The organism is Schauerella aestuarii, from assembly GCF_009866805.1.
Lineage (GTDB): Bacteria > Pseudomonadota > Gammaproteobacteria > Burkholderiales > Burkholderiaceae_B > Schauerella > Schauerella aestuarii.
Map to the genome: position 1 here is coordinate 313,024 of NZ_SIZW01000039.1, position 26,125 is coordinate 339,148.

Here is a 26,125-nt window from a genome sequence, read left to right on the forward strand (position 1 = left end):
TACTGACCGGCCAGTCATCCCTCGGAGTGTCAGTCGGTGATCAACGGTCTTGCGCCATACCTGTGGGTCGTTCTGGCAGCGGCTATCGTGTTTCTGCCGGGATTGATGATGCTGTTCGGGCGCGGCGGGCCGCGCGACGCTGCCGGGCGCAAGACATTCCGATTTCGTCCGATTCGGCGTTTCATCGGCTTGCTATTGCTGGCGCTAGGCGGCGTGTGCCTGCTGCTTGCCCTGTCGATTTTCCAGTTTCTGCGTCTGACCGACGATGCGCCGGTCGCCCAGATCGTGTTGAAGGAAGACGGGCCACAGCGTTACACCATGACGGCCACGGTGCCCCACGTCGGCGCACGCGACTACGCGATCGCCGGCGATCAATGGCAAATCGAAGGCCGGGTGCTGCGTTGGCGGTTGCCGGCGCTGATGGCGGGCTTGCCGCCGCTGTATCGTCTGGAACGGGTGTCGGGACGTTATAGCGATATCGAGCAGGAACGGACCGGCACGCGCACGGTCTATCCCCTCGATGACTGGACGGTGCCGGATCTGGGTACCCTGCGCCGCAGGTTCCCGAATTGGCTGCCGTTTGTGGACGTGGTGTTCGGAAGCGGGGCTTACATGCCGATGTTCGACGGCGCGCGTTATCAGGTGTTCATGGATCCGCGGGGCGCCCTGTTTGTGCGGCCGGCCGACGACGCCACCAAGTTCAGGCTGGTGCAGCACGGATTTTGAGCCTGGAGCCGCCGCTCGATTTAATCCCATCGGGTGAACTTTGGTGCGGCGCAACGGTCCTATTAGCACTCACAATTGCGGAGTGCTAAGATAAACTCAATGAGTACTACAGCTTGCTTTTCGGAGGCTCAAACCATGCAGCCTGCATCGCATTCGTTGACCGTGTCCAATAACGCCCTGGCAATGGCGATCGCCAATCCCGGCGCCCTTGGCACGATCGACGCCTATATTTCGGCCGTCAACCGTCTGCCCATGCTCTCGCAAGAGCAGGAGACGTCGTTGGGCCGCCGCCTGCGCGACAGCGAAGACGTCAACGCCGCCCGCGAGCTGGTGCTCTCGCACCTGCGACTGGTCGTGTCCGTGTCGCGCCAGTATCTCGGTTATGGCTTGCCGCACGCCGACCTGATTCAGGAAGGCAATGTGGGCCTGATGAAGGCCGTCAAGCGCTTCGACCCCGAGCGCGGCGTGCGCCTGGTGTCGTTCGCCGTGCACTGGATCAAAGCTGAGATTCACGAATACATCATCCGCAACTGGCGCATGGTGAAAGTGGCGACCACGAAGGCGCAGCGCAAGCTGTTCTTCAACCTGCGCAGCATGCGTCCGGATGGTCAAACGCTTGATCCCTCGCAGGTGGACGAAATTGCGCGCACGCTCAATGTGCGCCCGACGGATGTCAGCGAGATGGAAGTGCGCTTGTCCGGTCGCGATATGGCCATGGACAATCAGGACGATGACGATGACAGCTACTCGCCGTCGGCCTACCTGTCCGATGATGGTCAGCAAGAGCCAACACATGTGCTCGAGCGCCGTGCGTTCGACGATCTGCAAGGCTCCGGGTTGGTGCATGCCTTGGAAGGGCTGGACGACCGCTCGCGTCGCATTGTGGAGGCCCGCTGGTTGCAGGACGATGGCGGTGCCACGTTGCACGAGTTGGCGCAGGAGTTCGGCGTGTCGGCCGAGCGGATTCGTCAGATCGAATCGGCAGCGATGAAGAAAATGCGCGTGGCATTGGCAGCATAAGGCGCGGTGCCGAGGGTGCACACCCACGACGGGGATCCAGGGATCCCCGTTTTGCATGGTGGTCGCCGGCTGCGACAGACCCCACCAGCACTTTTTTGTCTTGAAGCCGGTGCTTCATAAATTGATACACAGTCGGGCCGAAATTTTTCGTGGAACGGGAAACTTAACGCCCCCGAGACCACCTAACTTGATGTGGATAGCGTGTGGTGAGCTTCAGGCTTTGCGCTGCTGTCTTGTCATCCGTCTCGGCTTCTCCTCTTTCCCCTCCCCTATGAGACGGGTGCTTGCGGGGCCCCTCAGGGGGCCCCGATTTTTATGGGCGCCGCCGATGCGTGCCCGTGCGAAAGCCCGGTGCCCGCAGGCGAAAGCCGAGCATTACTTACCGTCCACGCGCACCACGCTCGTCGCAATCGATCCGTCGTCATATAGCTTCAACCACCGATAGCCGGGCGATTGCGCATCCTGCACGACTTGGCCGTCGCGGATCGCGAATTGAAACGATGTGGCGGGGGTGGTGAGCATCCGCATGTTGTCGAGCCGGCAATCGAAGGCCTGATGCACATGGCCCCACATCAGCACGCGCGCCTGTCTCCAGGCGGTCAGATGCTGCAGCAGAATGCGGGCGTTGCCGAGCATCATGCGGTCGTCGAATGTGGAGTCGGTCTGCACCGGATTGTGGTGCAGCGCCACGAGGATGTGCCGTTCGCCGGCGTCCGCCACGGCAGCGTCCAGTTTGGCGAACTCGATGCCGCTCAGGCGGCCGCCGCCCTGACCGGCAATGGTCGAGTCGAGCGTGACGATGCGCCAGTTGCCCACATCGGTCACGCTGGGGGTCCAGTCACGCAAGCTTGCACGCAACTGCGCCCCGTCATCCTTGTTGCCCGGCAATACGCGGATCACGGGCGCCATCGCCTGCACGCGCTCGGCAAAGCGCCGGTAGGCGGCTTCTGAACCATCATGGGCGATATCGCCCGTTACCAGCAGCACGTCCGGCTGATGCCCGTCGCGCGCAATCTGCGCACACACCTGCGCGAGCGTGTGCTCGGGCAGCACGCCGCGCAGTTCCGCGTGCGCGTCGGCCAGCAGGTGGCAGTCGGTGATCTGAACGAGCAATATGGGGGCGCCGGCATCCCGGCGGCGGTCGTCGGCAGCCACTCGGGCTCCTGCAAAATGACTCGGGAACGTACGTTACTCAAAAAACGGCGCCGTCGCGTCGAATCTGCCGCCGTCTGCGTAACGAAACGTGCTGCGCGCGCATGGCCGCCCGTAAAAATCCCGTATCCTTGGCTCGGGGATCTGTGTAGCCAGGGAAGGTTGGACACGCGATTATGAATGTCGGGTTTATTGTTTTTGGGCTGGCGGGCTTGTTGACGCTGGTGTGCTTCATGCCGCCCCTTGCCGGCCGCTTGAAGTTGCCGTATTCGGTGCTGTTGGCCATCGTCGGCTGCGTGCTCGGCATCATCGTGCATGTGCACGGCTGGGCGCCGCCGCCGTTGGCCTATTTTCTCGATTCGCTCGAAACCTTCGAGATCTCGTCCGAGACGTTTCTCACGGTTTTCCTGCCGGTGCTGCTCTTCGAAACAGCACTCGCGATGAACGTGCGGCGCCTGATGGATGATATTGGCCCCATCCTCATGATGGCGATCGTGGCCGTGCTGGTGTGCACGGTGGTCGTGGGCTTCGCGCTGCAGTTGGTGTCGTCCTACAGTCTGCTGGTATGCCTGCTGCTGGGGGCCATCGTGGCCACGACCGATCCGGTCGCGGTGGTCGGCATCTTTCGGGAAGTGGGGGCGCCCAAGCGCCTGACGACCCTCGTCGAGGGCGAAAGCCTGTTCAACGATGCGGCCTCGATCGCGCTGTACTCCGTGCTGCTGGCTGCTGTGGGTGGTGGCGAAAAAGTCTCGGCCGGCAATGTTGCGGGCGACTTCATCGTTCACTTCGTCGGGGGCGGTCTGGCGGGCTTCATCATGGGCCGCATTGCCTGCTATCTGTTTTCCTGGCTGCGCGGCTGGCCTACCGCCGAGATCACGCTCACGCTGACGCTGGCCTATCTCTCGTTTTACGTCTCCGAGCATTACCTGGATGTGTCGGGTGTGGTCGCCACGGTGATCGCCGGCCTGGTGGTGGGGTCGACCGGGCGTACGCGCATGTCGCCCACCACGTTCGAGTTTCTTGAAAGTGCGTGGAGCCAGTTCGGCTTTTGGGCCAACTCGCTGATCTTCCTGTTTGCGGCCATGTTGATTCCGCAATTGATGGCCGATGCCACGATGCAGGATGTGTTTCTGATCGGCGTGTTGTTCGTCGTGACGCTGGTGGCACGCGCAATCGTTGTATTCGGTTTGTTGCCGCTGCTGGGCATGACGCGGTTTGGCACGAAGGTGAGTAACCCCTACAAAACCGTGATGCTGTGGGGCGGCTTGCGCGGCGCGGTGTCGCTGGCATTGGCGCTGGCCGTCACCGAGCAGCAGAACGTGCCCGAGGACGCGCGCCAGTTCATCGCCGTGGCCACCACCGGTTATGTGTTGCTGACGCTGTTTGTGAACGGCATCAGCCTGCGGCCCTTGATACGCACGTTGGGTTTGAACGAGCTCTCGTCGATCGAGCGCACCATTCGTAATCAGGCGCTCACGGTCACGCTCGAAGATCTGCAAGGCAAGACCGACGAGATTGCCGCCCGGGAGCACATCGGCGCAGAGGCGCAGGCGCGCATCCATGCGGTATTCGACGCGAGTCTGGCGAGTGTGCACGATGCGCAGGTGGCGCATATGTCCGAAGCGCAACGCGTCAGTGTGGGCCTGGCCATCGTGGCGCAGCGCGAAACGGAAATGTTCTTCGACATCCTGAAGGCGCAACTGGTCGACTGGCGTACCGCCGAAACGTTGCTGGCGCGCGCCGAACGTCTCGAAGACGCCATCCGCACCGGCGGGCTGGAAGGCTTCGAGGCCGCGATCGCCCACGACGTGCGGTATTCGCGCGGGTTTCGTCTGGCGTTGCGGGTGCACTATATGTTTGGCTTCCAGCATTGGCTGGCGCGCGAACTGGGGCAACGGTTCGTCAATCTGCGCACCAAGCGATCGGTCGCGCAGCGCCTGTGCAGCTTTACGCGCGAGCAGATTCAGCCGTTGCTCGGCGAGGCCGCTGCGCAACGCATCGTCGAGATCCACCAGCGGCGGCTGGATATGATCGAAAACGCCCTCCAGGCCCTCGATCTGCAATACCCCGCGTATGCGCTGTGGCTGCAGGAGAGCTATCTGGGCCGCGTGGCGCGCGAGCTGGAACGCATGCGCTACCGCGACATGCTCGATCAATTTCTGATCAGCGGCGAGGTCTATGCCGATCTGATGGCGCAGTTGAAAGACCGCTGGCGGCACATCGATACGCACCCGCCGCTGGATATCGAGCTCGGCAATGCCGATCTGATTCAGCGTGTACCGCTCTTCGAAGGCCTGAGCGCGGATTCGCTGCGCGCCATCAGTCGCCTGCTCAGGCCACGCCTTGCGCTACCCGACCAGCCGATTCTGTCGAAGGGGGCAATGGAGATGTGCTTTGTGGCATCCGGCGCGGTCACGGTGCACCTGCCGGACGGCACCGATGCCGAGCTTGGCAGCGGCGAGTTTTTCGGCGAATTGGCGCTATTGGGCAAGGAGGATCTCGTGCCCATCGTCACCTCGCTGGGGTACAGCCGGTTGCTGATGCTCTCGGAGCGCGACTTCCGCGCGCTGCTGGCGCGCGATCCCGATCTGCGCGAACGGATCGAAAAGGTGGCGAAGCAACGGCTGCGCGCCATCGAGGTGTGGCGGCAGTTTTCGGGGCAGCAGGGCTGATTGAAAGGCGGCGCGGCGAGCGCCACCCGCCGCTTCAGCCCGCCGCGTCGATACGCATGATGTCTTCGACGATCACCAGAGCGGCTTCGAGGGTGAATTCGCCGGCCTGCACCATCTCGATGGCGGTGTCCACATCCACATGCATGATCTCGGAGACCTCGCCGTCACGATTGGCCGGTTGCACATGGGCTGCCAGCACGCAGTCGCTTACCAGCACGTCTTCAACCTGGTAGCCCTCGGGCAGGCGCCGGTGCATGCGCAGGATGGTTCGCAGCGGGGAGCGATGGGCGAGATGCTCGGGCGACAGGCCTGCTTCCTCGTCGCACTCGCGCACCAGTGCTTCGTCCAGCGGTTCGCCCGTGCAGACCAGGCCGCCCACCAAGGTGTCCCACATGCCTGGGTCGGTGGACTTGCTCATCGCGCGGCGGGCGATCCACAGGCGGCCATCGGGCGTCCAGGCATTCAAATGCACGGCACGCGTACACAACGCCAGGGGTCGTGAGGCCGCGCGTTCGATGGCGCCGATCACCTCGCCGGCCTCCGTGCATACGTCCAGCAACTCGTTACGCCAGCCGCGCAGGCATTGCGCCTGCCGCATCGTATCGGCCACGTCGGCCAGAAGCGCGTCGAGTTGCGGGCCGGGCGCGAGCGCCGCGCCAATGTGCAACGCGCCGTCCTGCGCGACCACGCCGGGCACCTGGCGCAGCGCATCCCAGGCCGCATCCGTTGCCCAACCGCACACTTGGCCGCCGATCCACAGCCTATGGGCGCGTTCGGGCGGCGCTTCCTGGGCGCGGGCGTTCAATTGGGCGTACAGTTCCGTGAGCGCGTCGCGGCGCGCCAGAGGGTGTGAAGTCGACATGGCCGGAGTTTAGTGCATGCGATGGGCACGTGGGTTGGCTCATGGGGACGGTTCAGCCCGCCTTCAAGAGGCTCGTCACTTCCCGTTGCCTGTCCGCTATAATCCTGCCGTTTTAGCTGTGATTCGTGCAGGTCTACGAGGATGCTCTATAGCCTTGCGTTCCTGCCGTCCAATAATTGTGCGCTTCCGTGGGGAGACACGCCGGCATCCACCGGCGCAACACGAAATAAAAAAGCGCCGTAATTCGAGGTCAGCATGAAGAAGTTGAGAGGGGTACTGGGCACCTGTGCGCTGCTGGTTGGCAGCGTCGCCGTCGCCCAGGTCAAAGACATGCCCGGCGGCCCACGCGTCAATCAGCTGAACCTGCACGAAGGCGTCACATCGATTGCGCGCGATGCCGTCTGGCTTCACTGGATGATGCTCAGCATCTGTATGGTGATCTTCGTCGGCGTGTTCGGCGTGATGTTCTACTCGATCTGGGCGCACCGCAAATCGCGTGGTGCCAAGGCCGCGACCTTCCATGAGCATCTCGGCGTCGAAGTCGCCTGGACGGTCATTCCCTTCATCATCGTGATCGCCATGGCACTGCCCGCCACGCGCACGGTTGTGGCCATGAAGGACACCTCCAGCCCCGATCTGACCGTCAAGGTCACGGGTTACCAGTGGAAGTGGGGCTACGAATACATCGACGGCGCGGCCAACGGCGTCAAGTTCCTGTCAACCTTGTCCACGCCGCGCGCGCAGATCGAAAACCGCGAAGAGAAGGGCGAGTTCTACCTGATGGAAGTGGACAAGCCGCTCGTGGTGCCGGTGGACAAGAAGGTCCGCATCGTGCTCACCGCGGCCGACGTCATCCACTCCTGGATGGTGCCCGAATTCGGCGTCAAGCAGGATGCCATCCCCGGCTTCCTGCGGGATACCTGGTTCCGCGCTGAAAAAACCGGCTTCTTCCGCGGTCAGTGCGCCGAGCTCTGTGGCAAGGATCATGCGTTCATGCCGATCGTGGTCGAGGTCAAGTCGCAAGCCGACTACGACGCCTGGGCCGAAGAGCAGAAGAAGCTGATGTCGGCCAACGCCGACGATCCCACCAAAGAGTGGACCAAAGAAGAACTGGTCGCCCGCGGCGAACAGGTCTACGGCGCAAACTGCGTGGCCTGTCACCAGGCCACCGGTAAAGGTTTGCCCGGCGCTTTCCCGGCACTGGACGGAGACAAAACCGTGCTGGGACCCAAGGCCGAGCAGATCAAGACGGTGCTCAACGGCCGTCCAGGCACGGCAATGGCCGCGTTCGGCGGTCAGTTGAACGATGTTGAGATCGCCGCCGCCATTACGTACACCCGCAATGCCTGGGGCAATGCGGGCAAGGGTCAGGACCCTGTGGTGCAGCCTGCCGACGTGACTGCCGCGCGCTGAGTGCGCGCCCCATCCGCCGACATCCATAAGTAATAGAAATGATTGCCGGCTTCATGGACTGAAGCCGGCATCCAGCAGGAAGGAGTCCACCATGAGCAGCGTCCCAGTCGACCACGTATCGCCGGGCCACGGTCACGGCCACGGTCATGATGATCATCACCACGGTGCCCCCACGGGCTGGCGCCGGTGGTTGTTTGCCACGAACCACAAAGATATCGGGACGATGTATCTCATCTTCTCGTTCACCATGCTGCTCGAAGGCGGCACGCTGGCGTTGCTGCTGCGTACCGAGTTGTTCGAGCCGGGCCTGCAGTTCTTCCGGCCCGAACTCTTCAACCAGTTCACGACGATGCACGGCCTGATCATGGTGTTCGGCGCGATCATGCCGGCCTTCGTGGGCTTCGCCAACTGGATGATTCCGCTGCAGATCGGCGCGTCGGACATGGCCTTTGCCCGCATGAACAACTTCAGCTTCTGGCTGTTGCCGGTCGCCGGCCTCATGCTCACGCTGTCGTTCTTCGTGCCGGGGGGTGCCACCGCTGCGGGATGGACGCTCTACGCGCCCCTGTCATTGCAGATGGGGCCCGGGATGGACCTCGCCATTTTTGCGATGCACATCATGGGCGCCTCCTCGATCATGGGCGCCATCAACATCATCGTCACGATCCTCAACATGCGCGCGCCGGGCATGACGTTGATGAAGATGCCGCTGTTCTGCTGGACCTGGCTCATCACCGCCTTCCTGCTGATCGCCGTGCTGCCCGTGCTGGCCGCCGCCATCACGATGGTGCTCACCGATCGTCACTTCGGCACGGGCTTCTTCAATGCCGCCGCTGGTGGCGATCCGGTGCTGTACCAGCACATCTTCTGGTTCTTCGGGCATCCCGAGGTGTACATCATGATCTTGCCGGCGTTCGGCATCGTCTCGGCCATCGTGCCCGCCTTCGCCCGCAAGAAGCTCTTCGGTTATGCCTCGATGGTGTACGCCACGGCGTCCATCGCCGTGCTGTCGTTCATCGTGTGGGCGCACCACATGTTCACCACCGGGATGCCGGTCACGGGCCAGCTGTACTTCATGTACGCCACCATGCTGATCTCCATCCCCACGGGTGTGAAGGTGTTCAACTGGATCGCCACCATGTGGCGCGGCTCGATGACGTTCGAGACCCCGATGCTGTTCGCGGTGGGCTTCATCTTCGTGTTCACGATGGGCGGCTTTACCGGATTGATTCTGTCCGTCGCGCCGATCGATATCCAGGTGCACGATACCTATTACGTGGTGGCGCACTTCCACTACGTGCTGGTGGCAGGCTCGTTGTTCGCCCTCTTTGCCGGCACGTATTACTGGTTGCCCAAGTGGACCGGCCGCATGTATAGCGAGAAACTGGGCAAGTTCCACTTCTGGTCGTCGCTGATTTCGTTCAACGTCACGTTCTTCCCCATGCACTTCATGGGCCTGGCCGGCATGCCGCGCCGCTATGCCGACTATGCCGCGCAGTTCACCACCTTCCACCAGGTGGCCACGATCGGCGCGTTCTGGTTTGGCCTGTCGCAGCTGATCTTCCTGTGGGCCGTGTTGCGCTGCTACGCCGGCAAGGGTGAGCTGGCTCCCGCCAAACCGTGGGAAGGCGCCGAAGGACTGGAATGGACCGTGCCGTCGCCGGCGCCGTTCCATACCTTCGAAACCCCGCCCGAAGTCAAATAACGCTTTTAGGAATCGCCGTGGCCCTGACGACCGAACAACGCCGCAAGAACCGCATCGCGCTCACCGTATTGGCGGTCGTGGTGGTGGCCATCTTCGCGTGGACGCTGTTTCGCGGCACCGAGATCTTCGCGGGCTTCGCCGGCATGGCCGGGCGCTAGGAATACGCCGACATGACCGACGATATCCGGGAGCTCTCACGTCGCAAACTCAGCTTCGTCCAGACGCTGAAAGCGGTACTGTGGGGATTCTTCGGCGTTCGCAAGGGCGCCGGATATCAGGAAGACATCGGCCGCCTCAATCCCGTGCATCTCATCATTGCCGGGATATTGGGCGGCATCATTTTTGTTGTTGTGCTGGTAACCATCGTCCGCTTTGCGGTCGCCAGCCTGAGCTGACACCTACAATAAAGACTCTTCGAGAGCAGGGAGAACATCATGAGTGCAAGCCACTCGGTTCAAGGCAACGAGGCACCTTACTACTACGTCCCGGCCGACTCCGGTCACCCGGTACGCATGGCCTTGACGCTGCTTGTGATCGGCGTGAGCGCCGCGGCCTGGATCAACGGTGTCAGCCTGGCGAAGTGGGGCGTGCTGGTCGGCTTCCTGGGCCTGATCACCGTGATGTTCTACTGGTTTGCCGACTCCATCGGTGAAGCGCAGCAAGGGCTCTACAGCAAGCGTATCGACGTGTCCTACCGCTGGGGCATGAGCTGGTTCATCTTCTCTGAAGTGATGTTTTTCGCCGGCTTCTTCGGCGCGCTCTGGTATGTGCGCACTATCACCACGCCGTGGCTGGGCGACCTGGATCACAAGCTTCTGTTGTGGCCCGACTTCAATGCCGTGTGGCCCAATTTCGGCCCCGCCGGCGTGGTCGAGCAGTTCCAGAGCGTGGGCCCGTTCTGGCTGCCCACAATTAACACGGCGCTGCTGCTGACCTCGGGTATCACGCTGACCATCGCCCACCACGCGCTGCGCGAAAATCACCGCGGCAAGACCACGTTCTGGTTGGCGGCCACGGTGCTGCTGGGTTTCATCTTCGTCGGCGTGCAGGCGTACGAGTACCACCACGCCTATACCGAGCTCAACCTGCGTTTCAACTCGGGCGCTTTCGGCTCGCTGTTTTACATGCTGACCGGTTTCCACGGCTTCCATGTGATCATGGGTGCCATCATGCTGACGGTGATGCTCATCCGCCTGATGAAGGGCCACTTCACGGCCGATAACCACTTTGGGTTCGAGGCCGCTGCCTGGTATTGGCACTTCGTGGACGTGGTGTGGCTGGGGCTGTACTTGTTTGTTTATTGGTTCTGATGTGACGCGCTATGGCGTGGCGCCTGTCGGTGCCGCGCCTGGTCTTACGGGCGCAGGCGTGCAATGCGCCTGGCTCACGCGCCGTGCGGCATCCAGGCGTGCCGCGCGGAATTTGCCCGACGCGACGCCGGGATCCGGTCCAAACGCGATCCAGCCATCAGGAACCTTGCCGCTGGGCGCTCATCTAAGTCCCGTGCTCTCGATCCAGCCCATGTGGTGGGCGAACAGGACGAACAGAAACAGCACGACCGACATGCCGATGCGCACGGTCAATGCGTTGACGGTGCGATTGGTCTTACCTTGATCTTTCATCAGATAGACCAGGGCGGATGCCAGGCTGGCCAATATGCCGATGAAGGCCAGAACGACGACGATACGCATGACGGCCTCCGATAAAGACGGAATTATTGCAGACATGGCACGACCTCACTCGATTTCTCGCACGCTGGCCGCGCTGGTATTGCTCGCGCTGGCCGTGGTGCTGCTGGCGTCGCTGGGCCGATGGCAATTGAAACGCGCCGATGAGCGCCGCGCCACGCTGCACACGATCGAGGCGGGTCGCGTGCAGCCGCCCCTCACGCTTGGCGCCGACGTACCGCCTGCGGCATTGACGCCGTGGCGCCCTGCGCGCGCGGTGGGGCAGTGGCGCGACGATCTGACGGTGGTGCTCGAAAACCGCAACCACGATGGCCGCCCGGGCTTCTGGCTGGCGACGCCGCTGGTGCTGGATGCCTCGCGAAATGTGGCCGTGCTGGTGCTGCGTGGCTGGGTGGCGCGCGCCGTACCCGGCCAGCCGCAGCCGCCGTTTCCCCCCGCACCCCCAGGCGAGCAGATGGCCAGCGGCGAGCTGGTGACGCACGTGCCGCGGCTCTTCGAACTGTGGGGGATGGGCGCAGCGGCTACACTGCCCCCACGCCTTCCCGCGCCGGACGGCACGTTTCCCAAGGTGCAGAACCTCGCACTCGACGATTACGCGCGCGCCACAGGGCTTACCTTGGTACCGGCGGTGCTGCAGCAGTTGGCACCCGATGCGCCGGGGCTGTCTCGCGATTGGCCGCAGCCGTCGGTGGATTACAACCAGAACCAGGGGTACGCCCTGCAATGGTTTGCGTTTGCCGCCATCGCGGCGATTGCCTGGCTGGTCGTATTGGTGCGCGCATGGCGCCGCCGGCGTGCCGCCAGCCCTGATTAACCAAGATTGCCTCGAACCGATAGCAGGAACTGCCCGCCGTGTCTTCCGCCCCTCAGCCCACCTCGCGTCCGCGCCGCTCACTCGCGCCGATGATTGCGGTCTTTCTGGTCAGTCTGGCGCCGATCGTGGCGGCATTCGTGGTGTATTTCAATCCGCAATGGTGGCCCACCGATTCGGGCGCCTACGGCCAATTGGTCGATCCGCAGCGTCCGATACCCGGCCCGGCCGAGATGCCCCTGGCCACGCTGGACGGCAAACCCTACGACCTGAACGCCCTGCGCGGTCGCTGGGTACTTGCCGCTGCCGACGAGGCCGAGTGCCCCGAATCCTGTGCCCGCAAGCTCTTCATCATCCGCAACACGCACGCCAGCCTGGGCAAGAACGTGGATCGTCTGATGCGGGTGTGGTTCATCACCGATAATGCGCCGGTGCCGCAGAAAGTGCTCGACGCCTACAAGGGCACGGTGATGGTGCGCGGCAAGCCTGCCGATCTGGCACCGTTCCTGTTGGGTGCAGGCCCTGCGGCCGCCTCGACGGTGACCGTGGCCGATGAACTGGATGGTCCGATCTGGATGATCGATCCGCTGGGTCATCTCATGCAGCAGTTTCCCGACGAAGCCGACCCCGTCGAAGTGCGCAACGACGTGCGCAAACTCATTTCCAACTCCCGTATTGGTTGATCCGCGATGGACCGCATGATTTCCCGCTATCGCAAACTGGTGTTCATTACCTGGTTTCTGACCCTGGACCTCATAATGTTCGGCGCGTTCGTGCGCCTGAGCGATTCGGGCCTGGGCTGCCCCGACTGGCCGGGCTGTTATGGCTCGGTGACGCCGATCGGTGCGATGGGCGATATTCATGCCGCCACACAAGATATGCCGTATGGCCCCGTCACGCTCTCCAAGGCCTGGATCGAGATGATCCACCGCTATGTGGGTTCGCTGCTGGGCCTGCTCATCATCGCGTTCACCTATATGGCGTGGCGCTACCGCAAGCAATTGGGGCGTAGCCCGGCATTGGCCGTGGGTACGCTGGTGGCCGTGTGCGTGCAGGGTGCCTTCGGCGCCTGGACGGTCACGCACCGGTTGATGCCGGTGGTGGTGACCGCCCACTTGATGGGTGGCATGTTGCTGCTCGCCTTGATGACGTGGCTCGCGGCGCGCGAGCGTTCGCACCTGCCGATCGCGGCCGCGGCCGCCCGGTGGCGGCCCTGGATGATCGCCGCTTTTGTGATCCTGATGATGCAGATCGCGTTGGGCGGGTGGGTGAGCACCAACTACGCAGCGCTGGCCTGCATGGATTTCCCGATGTGCCATGGCGAATGGGTGCCGCCCATGGATTTCCACGGAGGCTACTCGCTCATCCGGGCGCTGGGCGAACTTCCGTCGGGCGAAATGATCTCGCAGACGGCACTCACCGCGATTCATTGGGTGCACCGCAACTTTGCGTTCTTCGTCTTCGCCTTCGTCGGCATTCTGGCCTGGCGCATGCGCGCCGAGCCGGGGTTGAAAGGCCCCGCCACGCTGGTGCTGGCATTGCTGCTCGCGCAACTGTTTACGGGGCTCACCACCATCTTCTTCCAGTGGCCGCTGCTGATTGCCGTGCTGCATAACGGCGGTGCGGCCGGCCTGGTTCTGGCGAGCACGACCCTGCTGGTACGCCTGGCGACCGCCGGCCGCGCGCCCATGCGCGACGTCGTGCCAGCGAATGGCGTCTAAAATAGCGTCATGAACACTCTCGCTGCCTCCCAGCCGGGCTTGCTGCGCCAGTATCTGGTGCTGACCAAGCCTCGCGTGACCCAACTTGCCGTTTTTTGCGCGGTGATCGGCATGTTCCTGGCCGCGCCGGGGCTGCCGGATTTGTCGCGGGTGGCGTTTGGCACGCTGGGCATCTGGTTGCTCGCAGCGGCGGCCTTCGCGATCAATTGTCTGATCGAGCAGGAAGTGGACGCCCGCATGTTGCGCACGGCGCGGCGTGCCACCGCGCGCGGCACGATCACCTCCACCCAGGTGCTGGCGCTCTCCGGGCTGCTCGGTGGCTCCGGGATGTTCGTGCTGTATTTCGGCGTCAATCCGCTCACGATGTGGCTCACCTTCGCCACCTTTGTGGGATATGCGGTGATCTACACCGTGATCCTCAAGCCCCGCACCCCGCAAAATATCGTTATTGGCGGGCTTTCCGGCGCCATGCCGCCTGCGCTGGGTTGGGCCGCCATTGCCAACGCGGTGCCGGCCGAGGCCTGGATTCTCGTCCTCATTATTTTCATCTGGACGCCGCCGCACTTCTGGGCGCTGGCGCTGTACCGCAACAACGACTACATCAAGTCGGGCTTGCCCATGCTGCCCGTGACGCACGGCCAGCAGTTCACGCGCCTGCACATCCTGCTCTACAGCTTTGCGCTGCTGGCGACCACGCTCATGCCGTATGTGATCCGCATGAGCGGTGTGCTGTACCTGGCGTGCGCCCTCGTGCTGGGCGGCATGTTCATCTACTACGCCTGGCGCTTGTATCGCGAGTACAGCGATGCCCTGGCGCGCAAGCTCTTCCGCTTTTCCATCCTTTATCTCTCGCTGTTGTTTGGCGCATTGCTGGCCGATCACTGGGTCGGCCTGCTGCGCTGAGCCGGCCGACGGAGTTCTCCATGGTTGTTGTTTCTCCTGCGCGCCGCGTTGTCTTGCGTGCCGCCGTGGCCGTGTCGGTCATGGCCCTGGCGGCCGGGTGCGGCCCGTCCAAGCCCAGCTTCCAGGGATCGGACATCTCGGGCACCAATCTGGGTCGGGGCTTACGCCTGACCGATCACAACGGGCAGTTGCGCACCATCGACGACTTCAAGGGCAAAGTGGTCGTGGCGTTCTTCGGCTTTGCGCAGTGTCCGGACGTATGCCCCACGGCGCTGGCCGAACTTGCTCAAGTCATGAAAAACCTGGGGCCCGATGCGGACAAGGTTCAAGTGCTGATGATTACGGTCGATCCCGATCGCGACACGCAAGAAGTGCTCAAGCAATATGTGACGGCGTTCGACCCGCGCTTTCTGGGCCTGCGCGGCGATGCGCAAGCGCTCAAGCAAACCGCCGATTCGTTCAAGGCGTATTACGCCCGGGCCGCGGGGTCGAGCACGAACTACAGCATGGACCACACGGCAGCGTTCTACATCCTCGACCGAGAGGGCAGCGCTCGCGTGTTGGCCAACAACACCATCGGCGCGCCCGCGCTGGAGCATGACATCAAGGCGTTGTTGTAAGCGTTTCAGCAGTGGGCGCGGCACGCGAGGTATCTCGCGCATTGGCTTCATCGAAGGCCGCACGGGCCTTCGGCGAGAGATCGTCGATCGACAGATCGCGCAAATGACCCACGATCATCAAGGCGTAGGGCTCGGCCAAGGCGGCCGCCTGGGCGCATAGACGCGACTCCTCGCCGGTCGCGGGGATCTGGTTGCGCCAGTAGTTGATGGCGCGTTCGAGTTCGGGAAGTGAAAGCGGTTTGCTCATCCCGTCATTGTCCCAGAACATGATGACGATAAGCGCGCGCCACACCAGGCTTTGCAAACGGTCACCTTCGCAACAGACCGAAACCCCAGGGCGGTGCTATACCGAAGCACGGCAACTTCGAGGAGGCCTGCCATGTCCACCCCCAATTCGTTTCAGCCGCGCGAGCGCGGCATCCATCCCCTGGTCGCCACCGCTGCGGTCTGCGTGATCTTGTTCAGCGGCGTTGCCGTTGCGGCTGTACTGGGCTGGTTGCCCACGCCTTGGGCACGCAGCACGGATAATCCTGCCATCGAATCTGCCGCCACCGGCAAGGTGCCGCCCGAGGCGCCGAAGAAGATCGCTGCAACGTCGACGTCCACCACCCCCGCAAAATCCACAGCAACCGGATCGAGTGCGCCTGCCAAGTCCACGTCCACCGGCACCCCAGCTGCCGGCGACTGCGCCACGTGCGGCGTGGTCGAACGCGTGCGTGAAGTGCGTGTACCGTCTGGCCAGCGCCGCGACAGCAACAACATCATCGGTACCGTCGCCGGTGGTGTGGCGGGCGGTGTGATCGGTAATCAGTTCGGAGGCGGCAGCGGTCGCGATGCCCTTACGGTGGTTGGCGCCATCGGTGGCGCGTTGGCCGGCCGGGAGATCCAGGACCGCGTGAGCGAGCAGCCCACCGTGATCCGTTATGAGACGACGGTGAAGATGAGCGACGGCTCGACCCGCACGTTCAATGGCGACCAAGTGCAATTTGCCTCGGGCGATCACGTCCGCGTCGAGAACAATCAGTTGCGGCCTCGCTAGTCATTCGTTACCTTGTAGGGTGAATCAAGGAGACGACCATGAGCATGCCTAACAACAATCCCTTTGTCTTGCCCGGAATGGGCCAGCATTCGGACCTGTCCGGAAACCCGCTCATGGCGAGCATGGAGATGATGCGACAGGCTTGGGCCGGTCTTACCGGTCCCGGTGGGCTCGCGCAATCGCTGCCCATGACGCCTCCCATGAACCTGGAAGATCTTGAGCGCCGTATCTCGGAGTTGCGCTCGGTCGAAGGGTGGCTGCGCATGAATTTGTCCATGCTCTCCAGCACCATTCAGGGTATGGAAGTGCAGCGGTCGACGATCGCCACACTGCGCTCGTTTGCCGATAGTTTGTCGAGCACGGATCGCACCAGTGGCGATACGCCCGCATCGCCCCTCGAAGTGGTGCTGGGCTTGCGCCCGGCGCCCAAGACGCAGGCCAAGTCCGCTGCGGCGAGCGCGCCGCATCAGGCGTCCGGCACTGCGCACAGCGGCTCGGATTCGGGTGCTGCCCCAAGCGGTGCTGCTGCTGCGGGCGGGTTCCCGGGTTTTGGCGGTTTTGGGCAGCCGGGCGCAACAGTAGGCGCGGGCACGGGTGCGCCAGGCAGCGATGGCGGCAACCGTTCCGACCAAGCCTGGTCGCAGGCGGCGGGCGATGCCGCAGCGCAAGCCAGCCAGGCTGCCGCGCAGGCGGGGCAAGCCGCCGCACAGGCCACCAGCCAGGCAGCAGGCGACGCCACCGCTCAAACGTCCAATGCCGCACAAGCGTGGTGGGACATGCTGCAGCAGCAGTTTTCAAACATCGCTGCCGCAACGGCCGCCTCCATGCCGCAGACGGCGGGCGTCAAGCCTGCGGGCGGCGCAGCAGGGCGTGCAAGTGGTGCGAAGTCGGCCGCCTCGAAGGCGAGCGGTAGCAAGCAAGCCGGCACGACATCGAGCAACACAGCATCGGGCTCAGGTGCGTCGCCTACCGCATCGCCGCGCAGCACGGCAAAAGCGGCTCGCGCCAAACCTGCCACGGCCAAGCCGGCTGCGGCGAAGAAAGGCGCAGCCAAGCCCGCAAGCGCCAAGCGTGCACCGGCTGCACGCAAAGCCACGGCCCGCAAGACGGCCGCTCACAAGACCTCCTGATTCTTCATTTTCCAGACGCTTCTTTCACATGCTCAACGTAGTCATTCTCGCGGCCGGCCTCGGCAAGCGCATGCAGTCCGATCTCCCCAAAGTCCTTCACACGCTGGCCGGCAAGCCGATGCTGGCGCATGTGCTGGACAGCGCCCGGCAACTCGATCCGGCGCGCATCGTCGTGGTGATCGGCCACGGCGCCGAGCGTGTACGCGAAGCGTTCCAAGGTGAACCCGGTCTGGAATTCGTCGTGCAGCAACCGCAGCACGGCACTGGCCACGCGGTGCAGCAAGCGGTGCCGGCATTGCTTGAAGGCGACGGTGCCGACGACGCCACGCTGGTGCTATATGGCGACGTGCCGCTGGTGCAGCCCGATACGTTGCGCAACCTGCTGGTGGCGCGTGGACCGGGCATGGCCGTGCTGACCGAAACGCTCACCGATCCCACCGGATATGGCCGCATCGTGCGTGGCAATGACGGCCAGGTGCAACGTATCGTCGAGCACAAGGACGCGTCGGACGCCGAGCGTGCCATCGATGAGGTCAATACCGGGATCCTGTGTGCGCCCACGGCGAAACTCAAGCAATGGCTTGCACGCATCGATAACAACAACGCGCAGGGCGAGTACTACCTCACCGACGTGGTCGCCTTATCGGTGGCCGACAGCGTGCCGGTGGGCGCCGCGCAGCCTGCGGCCGGGTGGGAAACCCTTGGCGTCAACAGCCGCGTGCAACAAGCCGAACTCGAACGTCGCTGGCAGCATGAACAAGCGCGCCGGCAGCTTGAAGCCGGCGTCACGCTGGCCGATCCGGCCCGCTTCGACGTGCGGGGCACGCTCACCTGTGGGCGGGATGTGTTCATTGATGTGGGCTGCGTTTTCGAAGGCAATGTCACCTTGGCCGACGGCGTGCGCATCGGCCCGCATTGCGTGCTGCGTGACGTTACGCTGGGCCGCGGTACCCACGTTGAAGCGTTCAGCCACCTGCACGACGCACGCGTCGATCGGGATGCGCGCATCGGGCCTTATGCCCGCCTGCGTCCCGGTGCCGACCTTGGCGCTGAAACCCACGTGGGCAATTTCGTCGAGATTAAAAAGACGCGTCTGGGCGACGGCAGCAAGGCCAATCATCTGGCCTATCTGGGCGACGCGCAGATCGGCGCGCGCGTGAACATCGGCGCTGGCACCATTACCTGCAATTATGACGGCGTGAACAAAAGCGTCACCGTGATCGAAGACGACGTCTTCGTCGGATCCGATACGCAGTTGGTCGCACCGGTCACGGTGGGTCGGGGTGCAACGCTGGGTGCCGGCACCACGCTCACACGCGACGCACCGGCGGACAAGCTCACGGTGTCGCGTGCGAAACAGGTCACCATTGAAGGCTGGCGCCGTCCGGTCAAAAAGTCGTGAGCGCGGGGCCGGACGACAAACCCGAGGGTGACATACCGCCCGTAGGGATTGGCGCGTCGGCGCCCGAGTTCAAGGCTGAAGCGAGCACTGATCCCAAGGCTGAGCCGAAGGCCGACGCCAAGCCCGAAGCGCCTCCCAAGCCCAAGCCGTACGAAGGCTTGCCCACACCGCGCCGCCACTATGCCGTGGCCACGGTGATGATCGGCATCAGCCTCTCGGTGCTCGATGCCACGATCGCCAACGTGGCGCTGCCAGCCATCGCGAAGGACTTGAATACCTCGGCGGCCGCTGCCGTCTGGATCGTCAACGCTTATAACGTGGCCGTGGTGGCGCTCTTGCTGCCGTTCTCGGCGCTGGCCGAGCGTATCGGTTTTCGCCGCATGTTTGCCATGGGCCTGGCACTGTTCACCATGGCGTCGCTCGGCTGTGCCATGGCCAACTCCCTGCAAACCCTCACGATCGCGCGCGTCGCGCAGGGGGTGGGGGCGTCCGCGCTGATGTGTCTCATGGGCGGCCTGGTGCGCAACATATACCCCTTGAGCAAGCTCGGGATGGGCATGAGCATCAACGCCACCACGGTGGCGGTGATGTCGGTGCTGGGGCCCACGCTGGGGTCGGCCATCCTTTCGGTGGCGCACTGGCCGTGGATCTTCGCCATCAACGTGCCGTTCGGCTTGCTGGCGCTGTTCGGCGTGCGCTTCCTTCCGGATGTGCCAAGGGTAAATGTGCGCTTCGATTGGCAAACCGCGCTGCTCAGCATGATCGTGTTCGGCGTCTTCATTACCGGCGTCGATAATCTCGGCGGCAATCTGTTGCAAGGCCTCGGGCTGATCCTGGTCGCGATGGTGGCGGGCGTGATGCTCATGCATCGTTGCCGTCATCAAACGGCGCCGCTGGTGCCCATCGACCTGCTGCGCATCAAGGCGGTCGCCTTTGCCGTCGGCGCTTCGTCCCTCACCTTCGCGGCCCAGATGTGCGCCTATGTGTCGTTGCCGTTCTATTTCCAGAACACCCTGCATCGCCCGTACATCGAGATCGGGCTGCTGATGGGCGCCTGGCCGGCGGGAACTGCGCTCATCGCCATTCTGGCAGGCCGGTTGAGCGACAAGTATTCCGCTGCGCTCCTGAGCGGCATGGGCGCGCTTGCCATGACGATCGGCTTGCTCACGTTGGCGTTCATGCCCGACACGGCCTCGAATGTTCTGATCATGAGCGCCATGCTGCTGGCCGGACTGGGCTTTGGCTTCTTCCAGACGCCGAACAATCGCGCCATGATTTCGCCGGCGCCGCGCAATCGCAGTGGCGCGGCGGGCGGTTTGCAGGCAACAACGCGGGTCTTCGGCCAAAGCATGGGGGCGGCGTTCGTGGCAATCGCGTTCAGCCTGAGCGGCGCCTTGCATGGGCCGTGGACGGCGCTGCTGGTGGCATCGCTGTGCGCGTTTCTGGCCGTGGTCGTCAACACCGTGCGGTTTCGCGAGATTACGCCGAAGGCATCATCATGATTGCCGGCGTCGATCCTTATAATGCCGCCTGGCACACCGGCAACGACGATCGACGCCCCACATGAATATCCTGCAACTGAACTTCGAGAAAGGCTGGCGCGGTGGCGAGCGTCAAACGATGTTCTGCATGGAAGTGTTTCGTGCTGCGGGGCATCGTGTTGAATTGATCGCCCGCCGTGGCGGCGCATTGGCTCAGCGCGCCGCCGAAGCCGGCTTCGTAGTGCATGAGTACCGCAACCCCTTGAGCCTGGCTGCGTTTCTGGCCCGCCGGGGCCGCACCTTCGACATCATTCACGCCCAAACGGCGAATACCGTGACCTGGGCCGTGTTTACACGCTGGCTGCATCGTCGTCCGATCGTGTTCACACGCCGCACGGCATTTCCGGTGGAGCGGGGCGATGAATGGAAAACAGGCTTCAAGTGGCGGCGCGTCGATCGGCTGGTCGCTATCGGCGAAGAAGCGGCCCGCGAGCCGCGCCGCATGGGGCTCGATACGCTGGTGATCGGCAGCGCCGTCCAATCGCAGGCCATCGATTCCCGCCGCGTGGCGGGTCTCATCGACGAGTTCGACCTGCGCGGCCGCAAAGTGGTTGCCACTGCAGCGGCGCTCACCCAGGAGAAAGATCCGCTCATGCTGATCCGCGCCATCGGTGAAGTGGCCCGGCGGCGCAACGACTTCGTGTTCCTGCACTTTGGCGACGGCGGCGATACAGAAGCCGATGCCCAGCAACTGGTGCGCGAACTCGGCCTGCAGGACGTTTATATCTTTACCGGCTTTCGTCGTGGCGTTGAAGATTTCTTCAGCGTGATGGATGTGTTTGCCATGAGTTCACGCTTCGAAGCGCTGGGCAGCAGCGTGCTCGACGCCTTGCTCTACAGCGTGCCGGTAGTGTCCACCGATGCAGGGGGCTTGAAAGAGTGCCTGGCGGATGGCCGGGGCATCCTGGTGCCGGTGGGCGACCACAAGGCCATGGCCAACGGCATCATGCGCATGCTTGACGATCACACCTTCCGTCAACAGGCGGTCGATAAAGGCTATGCCTACGTGCGGCGCGAGCACGATGTGCAGATCATGGGCCAGCGGTATCTGGAGACGTATCAAGCGCTGCTGGATCAGCATCCGGGGCGGCGCAAGTAGAAGCGACCTCTAAAGCGTCACCCGCGTTTCGAACTTGGAACGGTGCACCGAGAAAAACGTACGCACGTTGCGTACATTGGCTGTGGCGGTAAATGCCCGATGCACCAAGGCGTGATATGCCGGCATATCCTGCACTTGCACGACCAATAGAAAATCCGGACCTGGCGACACGCGATAGCACTGCATGACGGCAGGTTCGAGCGCCATTTTTTGCTCGAAGGCGTCGAGCCGCTCGGCGGCCTGGACGTCCAGCGTTACCTCTACGATCGCCGTCAAACTCGGCCCCACCTTTTCGGGGGCGAGAATGGCCACCTGCTTTTCGATGATGCCTTGTTCGTAGAGGCGCTTGACCCGTCGTAAACAGGTAGGCGGCGAGGCATGCACGCGGGCGGCCAGATCCTGATTGGTCAGCGAGCTGTCGCTCTGCATCTGGTCGAGAATTCGGCGGTCGAGGTCGTCGAGGAAGGGGCGAACGATGGCAGTAGCGCTGATGTGGTCATGCATGTTTATTTCTTATGATTTTGATTTCAGAAATTATATTTCACTCCTGGCTCGATGTGCAATATATAAACATAAGTTCGCGAATTAAGAAATCATATTTCTTGGCACCTGCTCCAGAATGCGTCATCACTTAATGCATTGGAGTACCGGACTATGTGTGGCATCGTCGGCGCCGTCGCTCAACGCGACATTACCCCTGTTCTCGTCGAAGGGCTGAAACGGCTCGAGTACCGAGGTTACGACTCCTGCGGCGTCGCGCTCTACGCCGATGGCGAACTGCGCCGCACCCGCAGCACGCAACGCGTGGCCGAGTTGGGTGAACAGATCGCGCAAGACAAGCTGTCCGGCTTCACCGGCATCGCCCATACGCGTTGGGCCACGCATGGCGCACCCGCCACGCACAATGCTCACCCGCACTTCTCGGCGCTCGCCAATGAAAAGCCGCGCATTGCATTGGTCCACAACGGCATCATCGAAAACTACGAAGAGCTGCGCACCGAACTGGAAGGCGTGGGCTTCGTCTTCGAAAGCCAGACCGATACCGAAGTGATCGCCCATCTGGTCAATCACCTGTATTCCGGCGATTTGTTCGAAGCCGTGCAGCAAACCGTTCGCCGCCTGCTGGGCGCCTACGCCATCGCCGTGTTCTGCCGCGACGAACCGCATCGGGTGGTGGGCGCGCGCCAAGGCTCGCCGCTGGTGGTGGGCGTGGGCAACAACGAAAACTTCCTCGCCTCCGACGCCCTGGCATTGGCCGGCACCACCGACAAGATCATCTACCTCGAAGATGGCGACGTCGTCGACCTGCAACTCTCGCGCGTGTGGATTGTGGACAGCGAAGGCAAATCGGTTGAGCGCGACACGCACACCGTGAGCATCGCCAGTGGCTCGGCCGAACTCGGCCCCTATCGCCACTATATGCAGAAGGAAATCTTCGAGCAGCCGCGCGCCGTGGGCGACACGCTGCAAGATATCGAATCGATCACACCCGAATTGTTTGGCGACGGCGCCTACAAGGTATTCAAGGCGATCGACTCCGTGCTCATCCTCGCCTGCGGCACCAGCTACTACGCCGGATTGACCGCCAAGTACTGGATCGAATCGATCGCCAAGATCCCGGTCGCCGTCGAAATCGCCAGCGAATACCGCTACCGCGACAGCGTGCCCAACCCCAAGAGCCTGGTGGTCACCATCTCGCAATCCGGTGAAACCGCCGACACGCTCGCCGCACTCAAGCACGCCCGCTCATTGGGCATGTCGCACACCCTCACCGTGTGCAACGTGGCCACCAGCGCCATGGTGCGCGAATGCGAACTGTCGTACATCACGCGCGCCGGCGTTGAAATTGGCGTGGCTTCAACCAAAGCCTTCACCACCCAGCTCACGGCTTTGTTCCTGCTCACGTTGGCCCTCGCGCAAACGCGCGATTTGCTTACCGAAGCCGAAGAAGCCGAGCACATGAAAGCGCTGCGCCACCTGCCGGCCGCCATCGGCGCCGTACTCGCGCTCGAGCCGCAGATCATGGCCTGGGCCGACCGCTTTGCCAGCAAAGAAAACGCGCTGTTCCTGGGCCGCGGCATGCACTATCCGATCGCCATGGAAGGCGCGCTCAAGCTCAAAGAAATCAGCTACATCCACGCCGAAGCCTACCCGGCCGGTGAGCTGAAGCATGGCCCGTTGGCGCTCGTCACGGCCAGCATGCCTGTAGTCACGATCGCACCGCGCGATGCGTTGCTGGAAAAGCTCAAGTCGAACATGCAGGAAGTGCGTGCGCGGGGTGGCGAGCTGTATGTGTTTGCCGATGGCGACAGCAAGATCTCCAGCGCCGAAGGCATGCACGTGATTCGCTTGCCGGAACACTACGGAAAGTTGTCGCCGATCTTGCACACGATCCCGCTGCAGTTGCTGGCGTATCACACGGCATGCGCGCGTGGAACGGATGTGGATAAGCCGCGGAATCTGGCGAAGAGCGTGACGGTAGAGTGAGGGGGTGAAATCCTCCATAACGACCAGTATGGAGGATTTATTCGAGCCCTTTCGACACGCTAGTTAACGGGCGACGGCACGAACGATACCGCAAGCGTTTCTTGCGAAGTCTGGTCGGCGGTCCTGCCCGAACATTAGCGCTTGGTCGACCACACAGGCGTGCGTTTTTCGACGAAAGCCGCAATACCTTCCTTGGCGCTGGGCCGTCCGGCCGCTACGCAGAAGCTATCCGCAGCGGCCTGCACGGCGGAACGATAGCCGTTGTCGTTGGCCTGCATGAATGCTTGGCGACCATACCGCACGACTTCGGGCGACTTTGCGCACAAGGTGGCGGCGAGCGCTCGGGCGGCGGTCATAGCTTGCCCGGATGCCACCACGCTGGACACCAGCCCCAAATCGGCGGCTTCCTTAGCATCGAACACTCGACCGGTGAACAGCAATTCGAACGCCCGATGGCGCCCGATGATACGCGGCAGGTGCGAGAAGTGGATCGACGGCGGCACGCCTGCGTTGATCTCCGGATATCCGAAATCCGCGCTTTCGGAGGCGACTATCATGTCGCACGACACGGCCAGCGTCATGCCGCCACCCCGCGCGGTGCCATCCACCGCGGCAATCGTGGGTTTGCCCATGTGGAATTGCGTGTCCACATTGCGCACATAGAGCCGCTGAAGCAAGTCGCGAACCTTTCCCTGTTCGCCTTCGTGAATAGCCATCAAGTTCAGCCCGGCGCAAAAGCGGCCGGGAACGGCGCTGCCGACGATGACGGCAAGCACGTCATCGTCGGCAGCTGCACGCTGCAAGGCAGCGAGGTAATCATCCAGCATCTGTTCCGACAATGCGTTCACTGGCGGATTGTCGAAGAGGATCTCTGCGGTTTGGTTTTGAACGTCGTATCGAATCATCATTTACCTTCTGGCTGATTGGTTGCGTCCTGCTTCCACTGATGCACGACCGACGCCTTGAGCAAGGTAGCGATCGCGTCAGCGTCGTAACCCAACTCTTGCAGTACGTCACGCGTATGTTGACCATGCAAAGGAGGCGGACACACGGTCTCGCGTGGGTGGTCTTCGAATTTCACGGATAGGCCGATGTGTTTGAGGGTGCCCGCCACCGGGTGTTCTGTGCACGCAATGAGTTCTCTTGCCTGGACCTGGGGATGATTCAACGCTTGCCCAAGTGTGTGGATAGGCGAGCAAGACACTTTGATATGGCTAAGCAGGCTCACCCACTCCGAAACGGTACGTGTGGCAATGCGTTGCTGCACAAGCTGGACTGTGCGCGCAAGATTAGTCAGGCGCTGTGCGTTCGTTGCGAAATCGGGGTGGTCGGCATATTCGGCCATATCAGCGGCTTCGCAAAAGCGGCGCCATTGCGCGTCGTTCCCAGCGCCCAGCATGAGCGGACCGTCCTTGGCTTGAAATGCCTGATAAGGGCACATGCTCGGGTGCGCTGTCCCCATCCGCTGCGGGTCCTTACCCGTGTGCCAGTACGTTTGCGCCATGTAACTCATGAAACCTAGCGCCGTATCCAGCAACGCCAGTTCGACATAGACACCCTTGCCTGTGCGCTGACGCTCAATGACTGCCGCCAGCACGCCGCTCAACCCAAACATTGCCGTGCCGATATCCACTGGAGAGAAACTGGCACGGGCGAAGTCACCTTCTGGGTGACCTAGGGTACTGATCATGCCGCTGAATGCCTGCAGCATGACGTCGTATCCTGGTTCGTTACCCATCGGACCGGTGCGACCATAGCCACTGATTTCGCAGTAGATCAGTTTTGGGTTGAGCGCCATCAGCGTGGTCCGATCGATGCCAAGGCGCTGCGCAGATCCGCTGCCGAATCCCTGCAACACAATGTCGGCATCCTCGACCAGACGATGTGCGACCTCGCGCCCTTCGGTGGCTTTGAGATCCAGCGCAATGCTTCGTTTATTGTGGTTGACGGCAAGGAAGATCGTTGACTCCCCTTGCACGGTGGGCGTCCACCCACGGGTGTCGTCACCCAGTTCGATGGGCTCCACCTTGATGACTTCTGCGCCCAATTCGCCCAAGTACTGCGCACACAGCGGCCCTGCCAGCACTTTGGAGAAATCGACGACTTTCAATCCCGCTAAGGGTCGCATCATTCA

At 62.8% G+C, this 26,125-nt stretch carries 25 protein-coding genes and 1 pseudogene; 19 read left to right on the top strand and 7 right to left on the bottom strand.

Annotated elements, in window-relative coordinates:
• The first annotated feature begins 36 nt into the window (after positions 1 to 36).
• Both EYW45_RS04510 and rpoH read left to right on the top strand, forming a co-directional pair.
• Positions 37 to 726, top strand: a complete 690-nt coding sequence (locus EYW45_RS04510; protein ID WP_161134168.1) for a hypothetical protein — start codon at positions 37 to 39, stop codon at positions 724 to 726.
• A gap of 135 nt (positions 727 to 861) precedes the next feature.
• Entirely contained in the window at positions 862 to 1,746 is an 885-nt protein-coding gene (rpoH, locus tag EYW45_RS04515; RefSeq protein ID WP_161134596.1) for an RNA polymerase sigma factor RpoH, read from the top strand.
• 375 nt (positions 1,747 to 2,121) lie between these two features.
• On the opposite strand, the gene EYW45_RS04520 is transcribed toward rpoH, so the two are convergent.
• Positions 2,122 to 2,901, bottom strand: coding sequence for a metallophosphoesterase (locus EYW45_RS04520; RefSeq protein WP_328703592.1), 780 nt, complete (start codon positions 2,899 to 2,901; stop codon positions 2,122 to 2,124).
• A 173-nt stretch (positions 2,902 to 3,074) separates the two neighbouring features.
• Between EYW45_RS04520 and EYW45_RS04525 the strand changes: the two genes are divergently transcribed.
• On the top strand, positions 3,075 to 5,570 hold the full coding sequence (locus EYW45_RS04525; RefSeq protein ID WP_161134169.1) for a cation:proton antiporter: 2,496 nt from the start codon (positions 3,075 to 3,077) through the stop codon (positions 5,568 to 5,570).
• A gap of 34 nt (positions 5,571 to 5,604) precedes the next feature.
• Here the strand turns inward: EYW45_RS04525 and EYW45_RS04530 are convergent, their stop codons facing one another.
• The gene (locus EYW45_RS04530) at positions 5,605 to 6,432 is read right to left on the bottom strand and encodes an NUDIX hydrolase (RefSeq protein ID WP_161134170.1); all 828 of its coding nucleotides are present in this window, start codon (positions 6,430 to 6,432) and stop codon (positions 5,605 to 5,607) included.
• Between the two features lie 255 nt (positions 6,433 to 6,687).
• On the opposite strand from EYW45_RS04530, the gene coxB reads away from it, so the two are divergent.
• The 5 genes from coxB to EYW45_RS04550 all read left to right on the top strand — a co-directional run bounded on the left by coxB (position 6,688) and on the right by EYW45_RS04550 (position 10,860).
• Complete coding sequence (gene coxB, locus EYW45_RS04535; RefSeq protein ID WP_161134171.1) at positions 6,688 to 7,845, top strand: cytochrome c oxidase subunit II; 1,158 nt, start codon at positions 6,688 to 6,690, stop codon at positions 7,843 to 7,845.
• Between the two features lie 91 nt (positions 7,846 to 7,936).
• The gene (ctaD, locus tag EYW45_RS04540; protein ID WP_161134172.1) at positions 7,937 to 9,550 is read left to right on the top strand and encodes a cytochrome c oxidase subunit I; all 1,614 of its coding nucleotides are present in this window, start codon (positions 7,937 to 7,939) and stop codon (positions 9,548 to 9,550) included.
• Between the two features lie 17 nt (positions 9,551 to 9,567).
• A complete protein-coding gene (locus EYW45_RS24285; RefSeq protein WP_202444632.1) occupies positions 9,568 to 9,708 on the top strand; it encodes a hypothetical protein in 141 nt (46 codons plus the stop codon).
• A gap of 12 nt (positions 9,709 to 9,720) precedes the next feature.
• Positions 9,721 to 9,945, top strand: a complete 225-nt coding sequence (locus EYW45_RS04545) for a DUF2970 domain-containing protein (RefSeq protein ID WP_161134173.1) — start codon at positions 9,721 to 9,723, stop codon at positions 9,943 to 9,945.
• Between the two features lie 39 nt (positions 9,946 to 9,984).
• Positions 9,985 to 10,860, top strand: coding sequence for a cytochrome c oxidase subunit 3 (locus tag EYW45_RS04550; RefSeq protein WP_161134174.1), 876 nt, complete (start codon positions 9,985 to 9,987; stop codon positions 10,858 to 10,860).
• A 180-nt stretch (positions 10,861 to 11,040) separates the two neighbouring features.
• Here the strand turns inward: EYW45_RS04550 and EYW45_RS04555 are convergent, their stop codons facing one another.
• Entirely contained in the window at positions 11,041 to 11,241 is a 201-nt protein-coding gene (locus tag EYW45_RS04555) for a twin transmembrane helix small protein (RefSeq protein ID WP_161134175.1), read from the bottom strand.
• A 34-nt stretch (positions 11,242 to 11,275) separates the two neighbouring features.
• On the opposite strand from EYW45_RS04555, the gene EYW45_RS04560 reads away from it, so the two are divergent.
• From EYW45_RS04560 to EYW45_RS04580, 5 genes are all read left to right on the top strand, one after another.
• Complete coding sequence (locus tag EYW45_RS04560; protein ID WP_161134176.1) at positions 11,276 to 12,052, top strand: SURF1 family protein; 777 nt, start codon at positions 11,276 to 11,278, stop codon at positions 12,050 to 12,052.
• An 89-nt stretch (positions 12,053 to 12,141) separates the two neighbouring features.
• Entirely contained in the window at positions 12,142 to 12,732 is a 591-nt protein-coding gene (locus tag EYW45_RS04565; RefSeq protein ID WP_161134598.1) for an SCO family protein, read from the top strand.
• A gap of 6 nt (positions 12,733 to 12,738) precedes the next feature.
• Positions 12,739 to 13,770: a COX15/CtaA family protein gene (locus EYW45_RS04570; protein ID WP_161134177.1), complete on the top strand. Its 1,032-nt coding sequence runs from the start codon at positions 12,739 to 12,741 to the stop codon at positions 13,768 to 13,770.
• A gap of 9 nt (positions 13,771 to 13,779) precedes the next feature.
• Positions 13,780 to 14,673 carry a heme o synthase gene (gene cyoE / locus EYW45_RS04575; protein WP_161134178.1) on the top strand — a complete coding sequence of 298 codons (894 nt, stop codon included), beginning with the start codon at positions 13,780 to 13,782 and terminating at the stop codon, positions 14,671 to 14,673.
• Between the two features lie 20 nt (positions 14,674 to 14,693).
• Positions 14,694 to 15,293 (top strand): SCO family protein, encoded by a 600-nt coding sequence (locus EYW45_RS04580; protein WP_161134179.1) that lies wholly within the window; start codon positions 14,694 to 14,696, stop codon positions 15,291 to 15,293.
• Here the strand turns inward: EYW45_RS04580 and EYW45_RS04585 are convergent.
• Positions 15,277 to 15,540, bottom strand: coding sequence for a DUF3717 domain-containing protein (locus EYW45_RS04585; RefSeq protein ID WP_161134599.1), 264 nt, complete (start codon positions 15,538 to 15,540; stop codon positions 15,277 to 15,279). The two genes, EYW45_RS04580 and EYW45_RS04585, sit on opposite strands and share 17 nt — an antisense overlap.
• 132 nt (positions 15,541 to 15,672) lie before the next feature.
• Here EYW45_RS04585 and EYW45_RS04590 point away from each other — a divergent pair, with 132 nt between their 5' ends.
• The 5 genes and pseudogenes from EYW45_RS04590 to EYW45_RS04610 all read left to right on the top strand — a co-directional run bounded on the left by EYW45_RS04590 (position 15,673) and on the right by EYW45_RS04610 (position 21,504).
• Positions 15,673 to 16,332, top strand: a complete 660-nt coding sequence (locus EYW45_RS04590) for a glycine zipper 2TM domain-containing protein (RefSeq protein ID WP_161134180.1) — start codon at positions 15,673 to 15,675, stop codon at positions 16,330 to 16,332.
• A 38-nt stretch (positions 16,333 to 16,370) separates the two neighbouring features.
• A pseudogene (locus EYW45_RS25000) lies at positions 16,371 to 16,877 on the top strand (PhaM family polyhydroxyalkanoate granule multifunctional regulatory protein); the annotation flags it as partial.
• Between the two features lie 613 nt (positions 16,878 to 17,490).
• Positions 17,491 to 18,864, top strand: a complete 1,374-nt coding sequence (glmU, locus tag EYW45_RS04600) for a bifunctional UDP-N-acetylglucosamine diphosphorylase/glucosamine-1-phosphate N-acetyltransferase GlmU (RefSeq protein ID WP_161134181.1) — start codon at positions 17,491 to 17,493, stop codon at positions 18,862 to 18,864.
• A 158-nt stretch (positions 18,865 to 19,022) separates the two neighbouring features.
• Complete coding sequence (locus tag EYW45_RS04605; RefSeq protein ID WP_235938911.1) at positions 19,023 to 20,366, top strand: MFS transporter; 1,344 nt, start codon at positions 19,023 to 19,025, stop codon at positions 20,364 to 20,366.
• 61 nt (positions 20,367 to 20,427) lie between these two features.
• Positions 20,428 to 21,504 carry a glycosyltransferase gene (locus EYW45_RS04610; RefSeq protein ID WP_161134182.1) on the top strand — a complete coding sequence of 359 codons (1,077 nt, stop codon included), beginning with the start codon at positions 20,428 to 20,430 and terminating at the stop codon, positions 21,502 to 21,504.
• A 9-nt stretch (positions 21,505 to 21,513) separates the two neighbouring features.
• Here EYW45_RS04610 and EYW45_RS04615 read toward each other — a convergent pair whose 3' ends face one another.
• Positions 21,514 to 22,008: an Lrp/AsnC family transcriptional regulator gene (locus EYW45_RS04615; RefSeq protein WP_161134183.1), complete on the bottom strand. Its 495-nt coding sequence runs from the start codon at positions 22,006 to 22,008 to the stop codon at positions 21,514 to 21,516.
• A gap of 150 nt (positions 22,009 to 22,158) precedes the next feature.
• Between EYW45_RS04615 and glmS the strand changes: the two genes are divergently transcribed.
• The gene (gene glmS, locus EYW45_RS04620; RefSeq protein ID WP_161134184.1) at positions 22,159 to 23,991 is read left to right on the top strand and encodes a glutamine--fructose-6-phosphate transaminase (isomerizing); all 1,833 of its coding nucleotides are present in this window, start codon (positions 22,159 to 22,161) and stop codon (positions 23,989 to 23,991) included.
• 134 nt (positions 23,992 to 24,125) lie between these two features.
• Here glmS and EYW45_RS04625 read toward each other — a convergent pair whose 3' ends face one another.
• Both EYW45_RS04625 and EYW45_RS04630 read right to left on the bottom strand, forming a co-directional pair.
• On the bottom strand, positions 24,126 to 24,899 hold the full coding sequence (locus tag EYW45_RS04625; protein ID WP_161134185.1) for an enoyl-CoA hydratase/isomerase family protein: 774 nt from the start codon (positions 24,897 to 24,899) through the stop codon (positions 24,126 to 24,128).
• Positions 24,896 to 26,119, bottom strand: coding sequence for a CaiB/BaiF CoA transferase family protein (locus EYW45_RS04630; protein ID WP_161134601.1), 1,224 nt, complete (start codon positions 26,117 to 26,119; stop codon positions 24,896 to 24,898). The genes EYW45_RS04625 and EYW45_RS04630 overlap by 4 nt, the downstream gene beginning before the upstream one ends.
• Positions 26,120 to 26,125: the final 6 nt, after the last annotated feature.

What these genes read in the sequence shown, in the direction of transcription:
- ctaD (WP_161134172.1), top strand. Translation starts at nt 7,937, where the DNA reads ATGAGCAGCGTCCCAGTCGACCACGTATCGCCGGGCCACGGTCACGGC.
- EYW45_RS04570 (WP_161134177.1), top strand. Translation starts at nt 12,739, where the DNA reads ATGGACCGCATGATTTCCCGCTATCGCAAACTGGTGTTCATTACCTGG.
- EYW45_RS04560 (WP_161134176.1), top strand. Translation starts at nt 11,276, where the DNA reads ATGGCACGACCTCACTCGATTTCTCGCACGCTGGCCGCGCTGGTATTG.
- coxB (WP_161134171.1), top strand. Translation starts at nt 6,688, where the DNA reads ATGAAGAAGTTGAGAGGGGTACTGGGCACCTGTGCGCTGCTGGTTGGC.
- EYW45_RS04585 (WP_161134599.1), bottom strand. Translation starts at nt 15,540, where the DNA reads ATGAGCAAACCGCTTTCACTTCCCGAACTCGAACGCGCCATCAACTAC.
- EYW45_RS04525 (WP_161134169.1), top strand. Translation starts at nt 3,075, where the DNA reads ATGAATGTCGGGTTTATTGTTTTTGGGCTGGCGGGCTTGTTGACGCTG.
- EYW45_RS04615 (WP_161134183.1), bottom strand. Translation starts at nt 22,008, where the DNA reads ATGCATGACCACATCAGCGCTACTGCCATCGTTCGCCCCTTCCTCGAC.
- EYW45_RS04580 (WP_161134179.1), top strand. Translation starts at nt 14,694, where the DNA reads ATGGTTGTTGTTTCTCCTGCGCGCCGCGTTGTCTTGCGTGCCGCCGTG.
- EYW45_RS04555 (WP_161134175.1), bottom strand. Translation starts at nt 11,241, where the DNA reads ATGCGTATCGTCGTCGTTCTGGCCTTCATCGGCATATTGGCCAGCCTG.
- glmS (WP_161134184.1), top strand. Translation starts at nt 22,159, where the DNA reads ATGTGTGGCATCGTCGGCGCCGTCGCTCAACGCGACATTACCCCTGTT.
- EYW45_RS04630 (WP_161134601.1), bottom strand. Translation starts at nt 26,119, where the DNA reads ATGCGACCCTTAGCGGGATTGAAAGTCGTCGATTTCTCCAAAGTGCTG.
- EYW45_RS04625 (WP_161134185.1), bottom strand. Translation starts at nt 24,899, where the DNA reads ATGATGATTCGATACGACGTTCAAAACCAAACCGCAGAGATCCTCTTC.
- glmU (WP_161134181.1), top strand. Translation starts at nt 17,491, where the DNA reads ATGCTCAACGTAGTCATTCTCGCGGCCGGCCTCGGCAAGCGCATGCAG.
- EYW45_RS04590 (WP_161134180.1), top strand. Translation starts at nt 15,673, where the DNA reads ATGTCCACCCCCAATTCGTTTCAGCCGCGCGAGCGCGGCATCCATCCC.
- EYW45_RS04565 (WP_161134598.1), top strand. Translation starts at nt 12,142, where the DNA reads ATGATTGCGGTCTTTCTGGTCAGTCTGGCGCCGATCGTGGCGGCATTC.
- EYW45_RS04550 (WP_161134174.1), top strand. Translation starts at nt 9,985, where the DNA reads ATGAGTGCAAGCCACTCGGTTCAAGGCAACGAGGCACCTTACTACTAC.
- EYW45_RS04610 (WP_161134182.1), top strand. Translation starts at nt 20,428, where the DNA reads ATGAATATCCTGCAACTGAACTTCGAGAAAGGCTGGCGCGGTGGCGAG.
- rpoH (WP_161134596.1), top strand. Translation starts at nt 862, where the DNA reads ATGCAGCCTGCATCGCATTCGTTGACCGTGTCCAATAACGCCCTGGCA.
- EYW45_RS04545 (WP_161134173.1), top strand. Translation starts at nt 9,721, where the DNA reads ATGACCGACGATATCCGGGAGCTCTCACGTCGCAAACTCAGCTTCGTC.
- EYW45_RS04530 (WP_161134170.1), bottom strand. Translation starts at nt 6,432, where the DNA reads ATGTCGACTTCACACCCTCTGGCGCGCCGCGACGCGCTCACGGAACTG.
- cyoE (WP_161134178.1), top strand. Translation starts at nt 13,780, where the DNA reads ATGAACACTCTCGCTGCCTCCCAGCCGGGCTTGCTGCGCCAGTATCTG.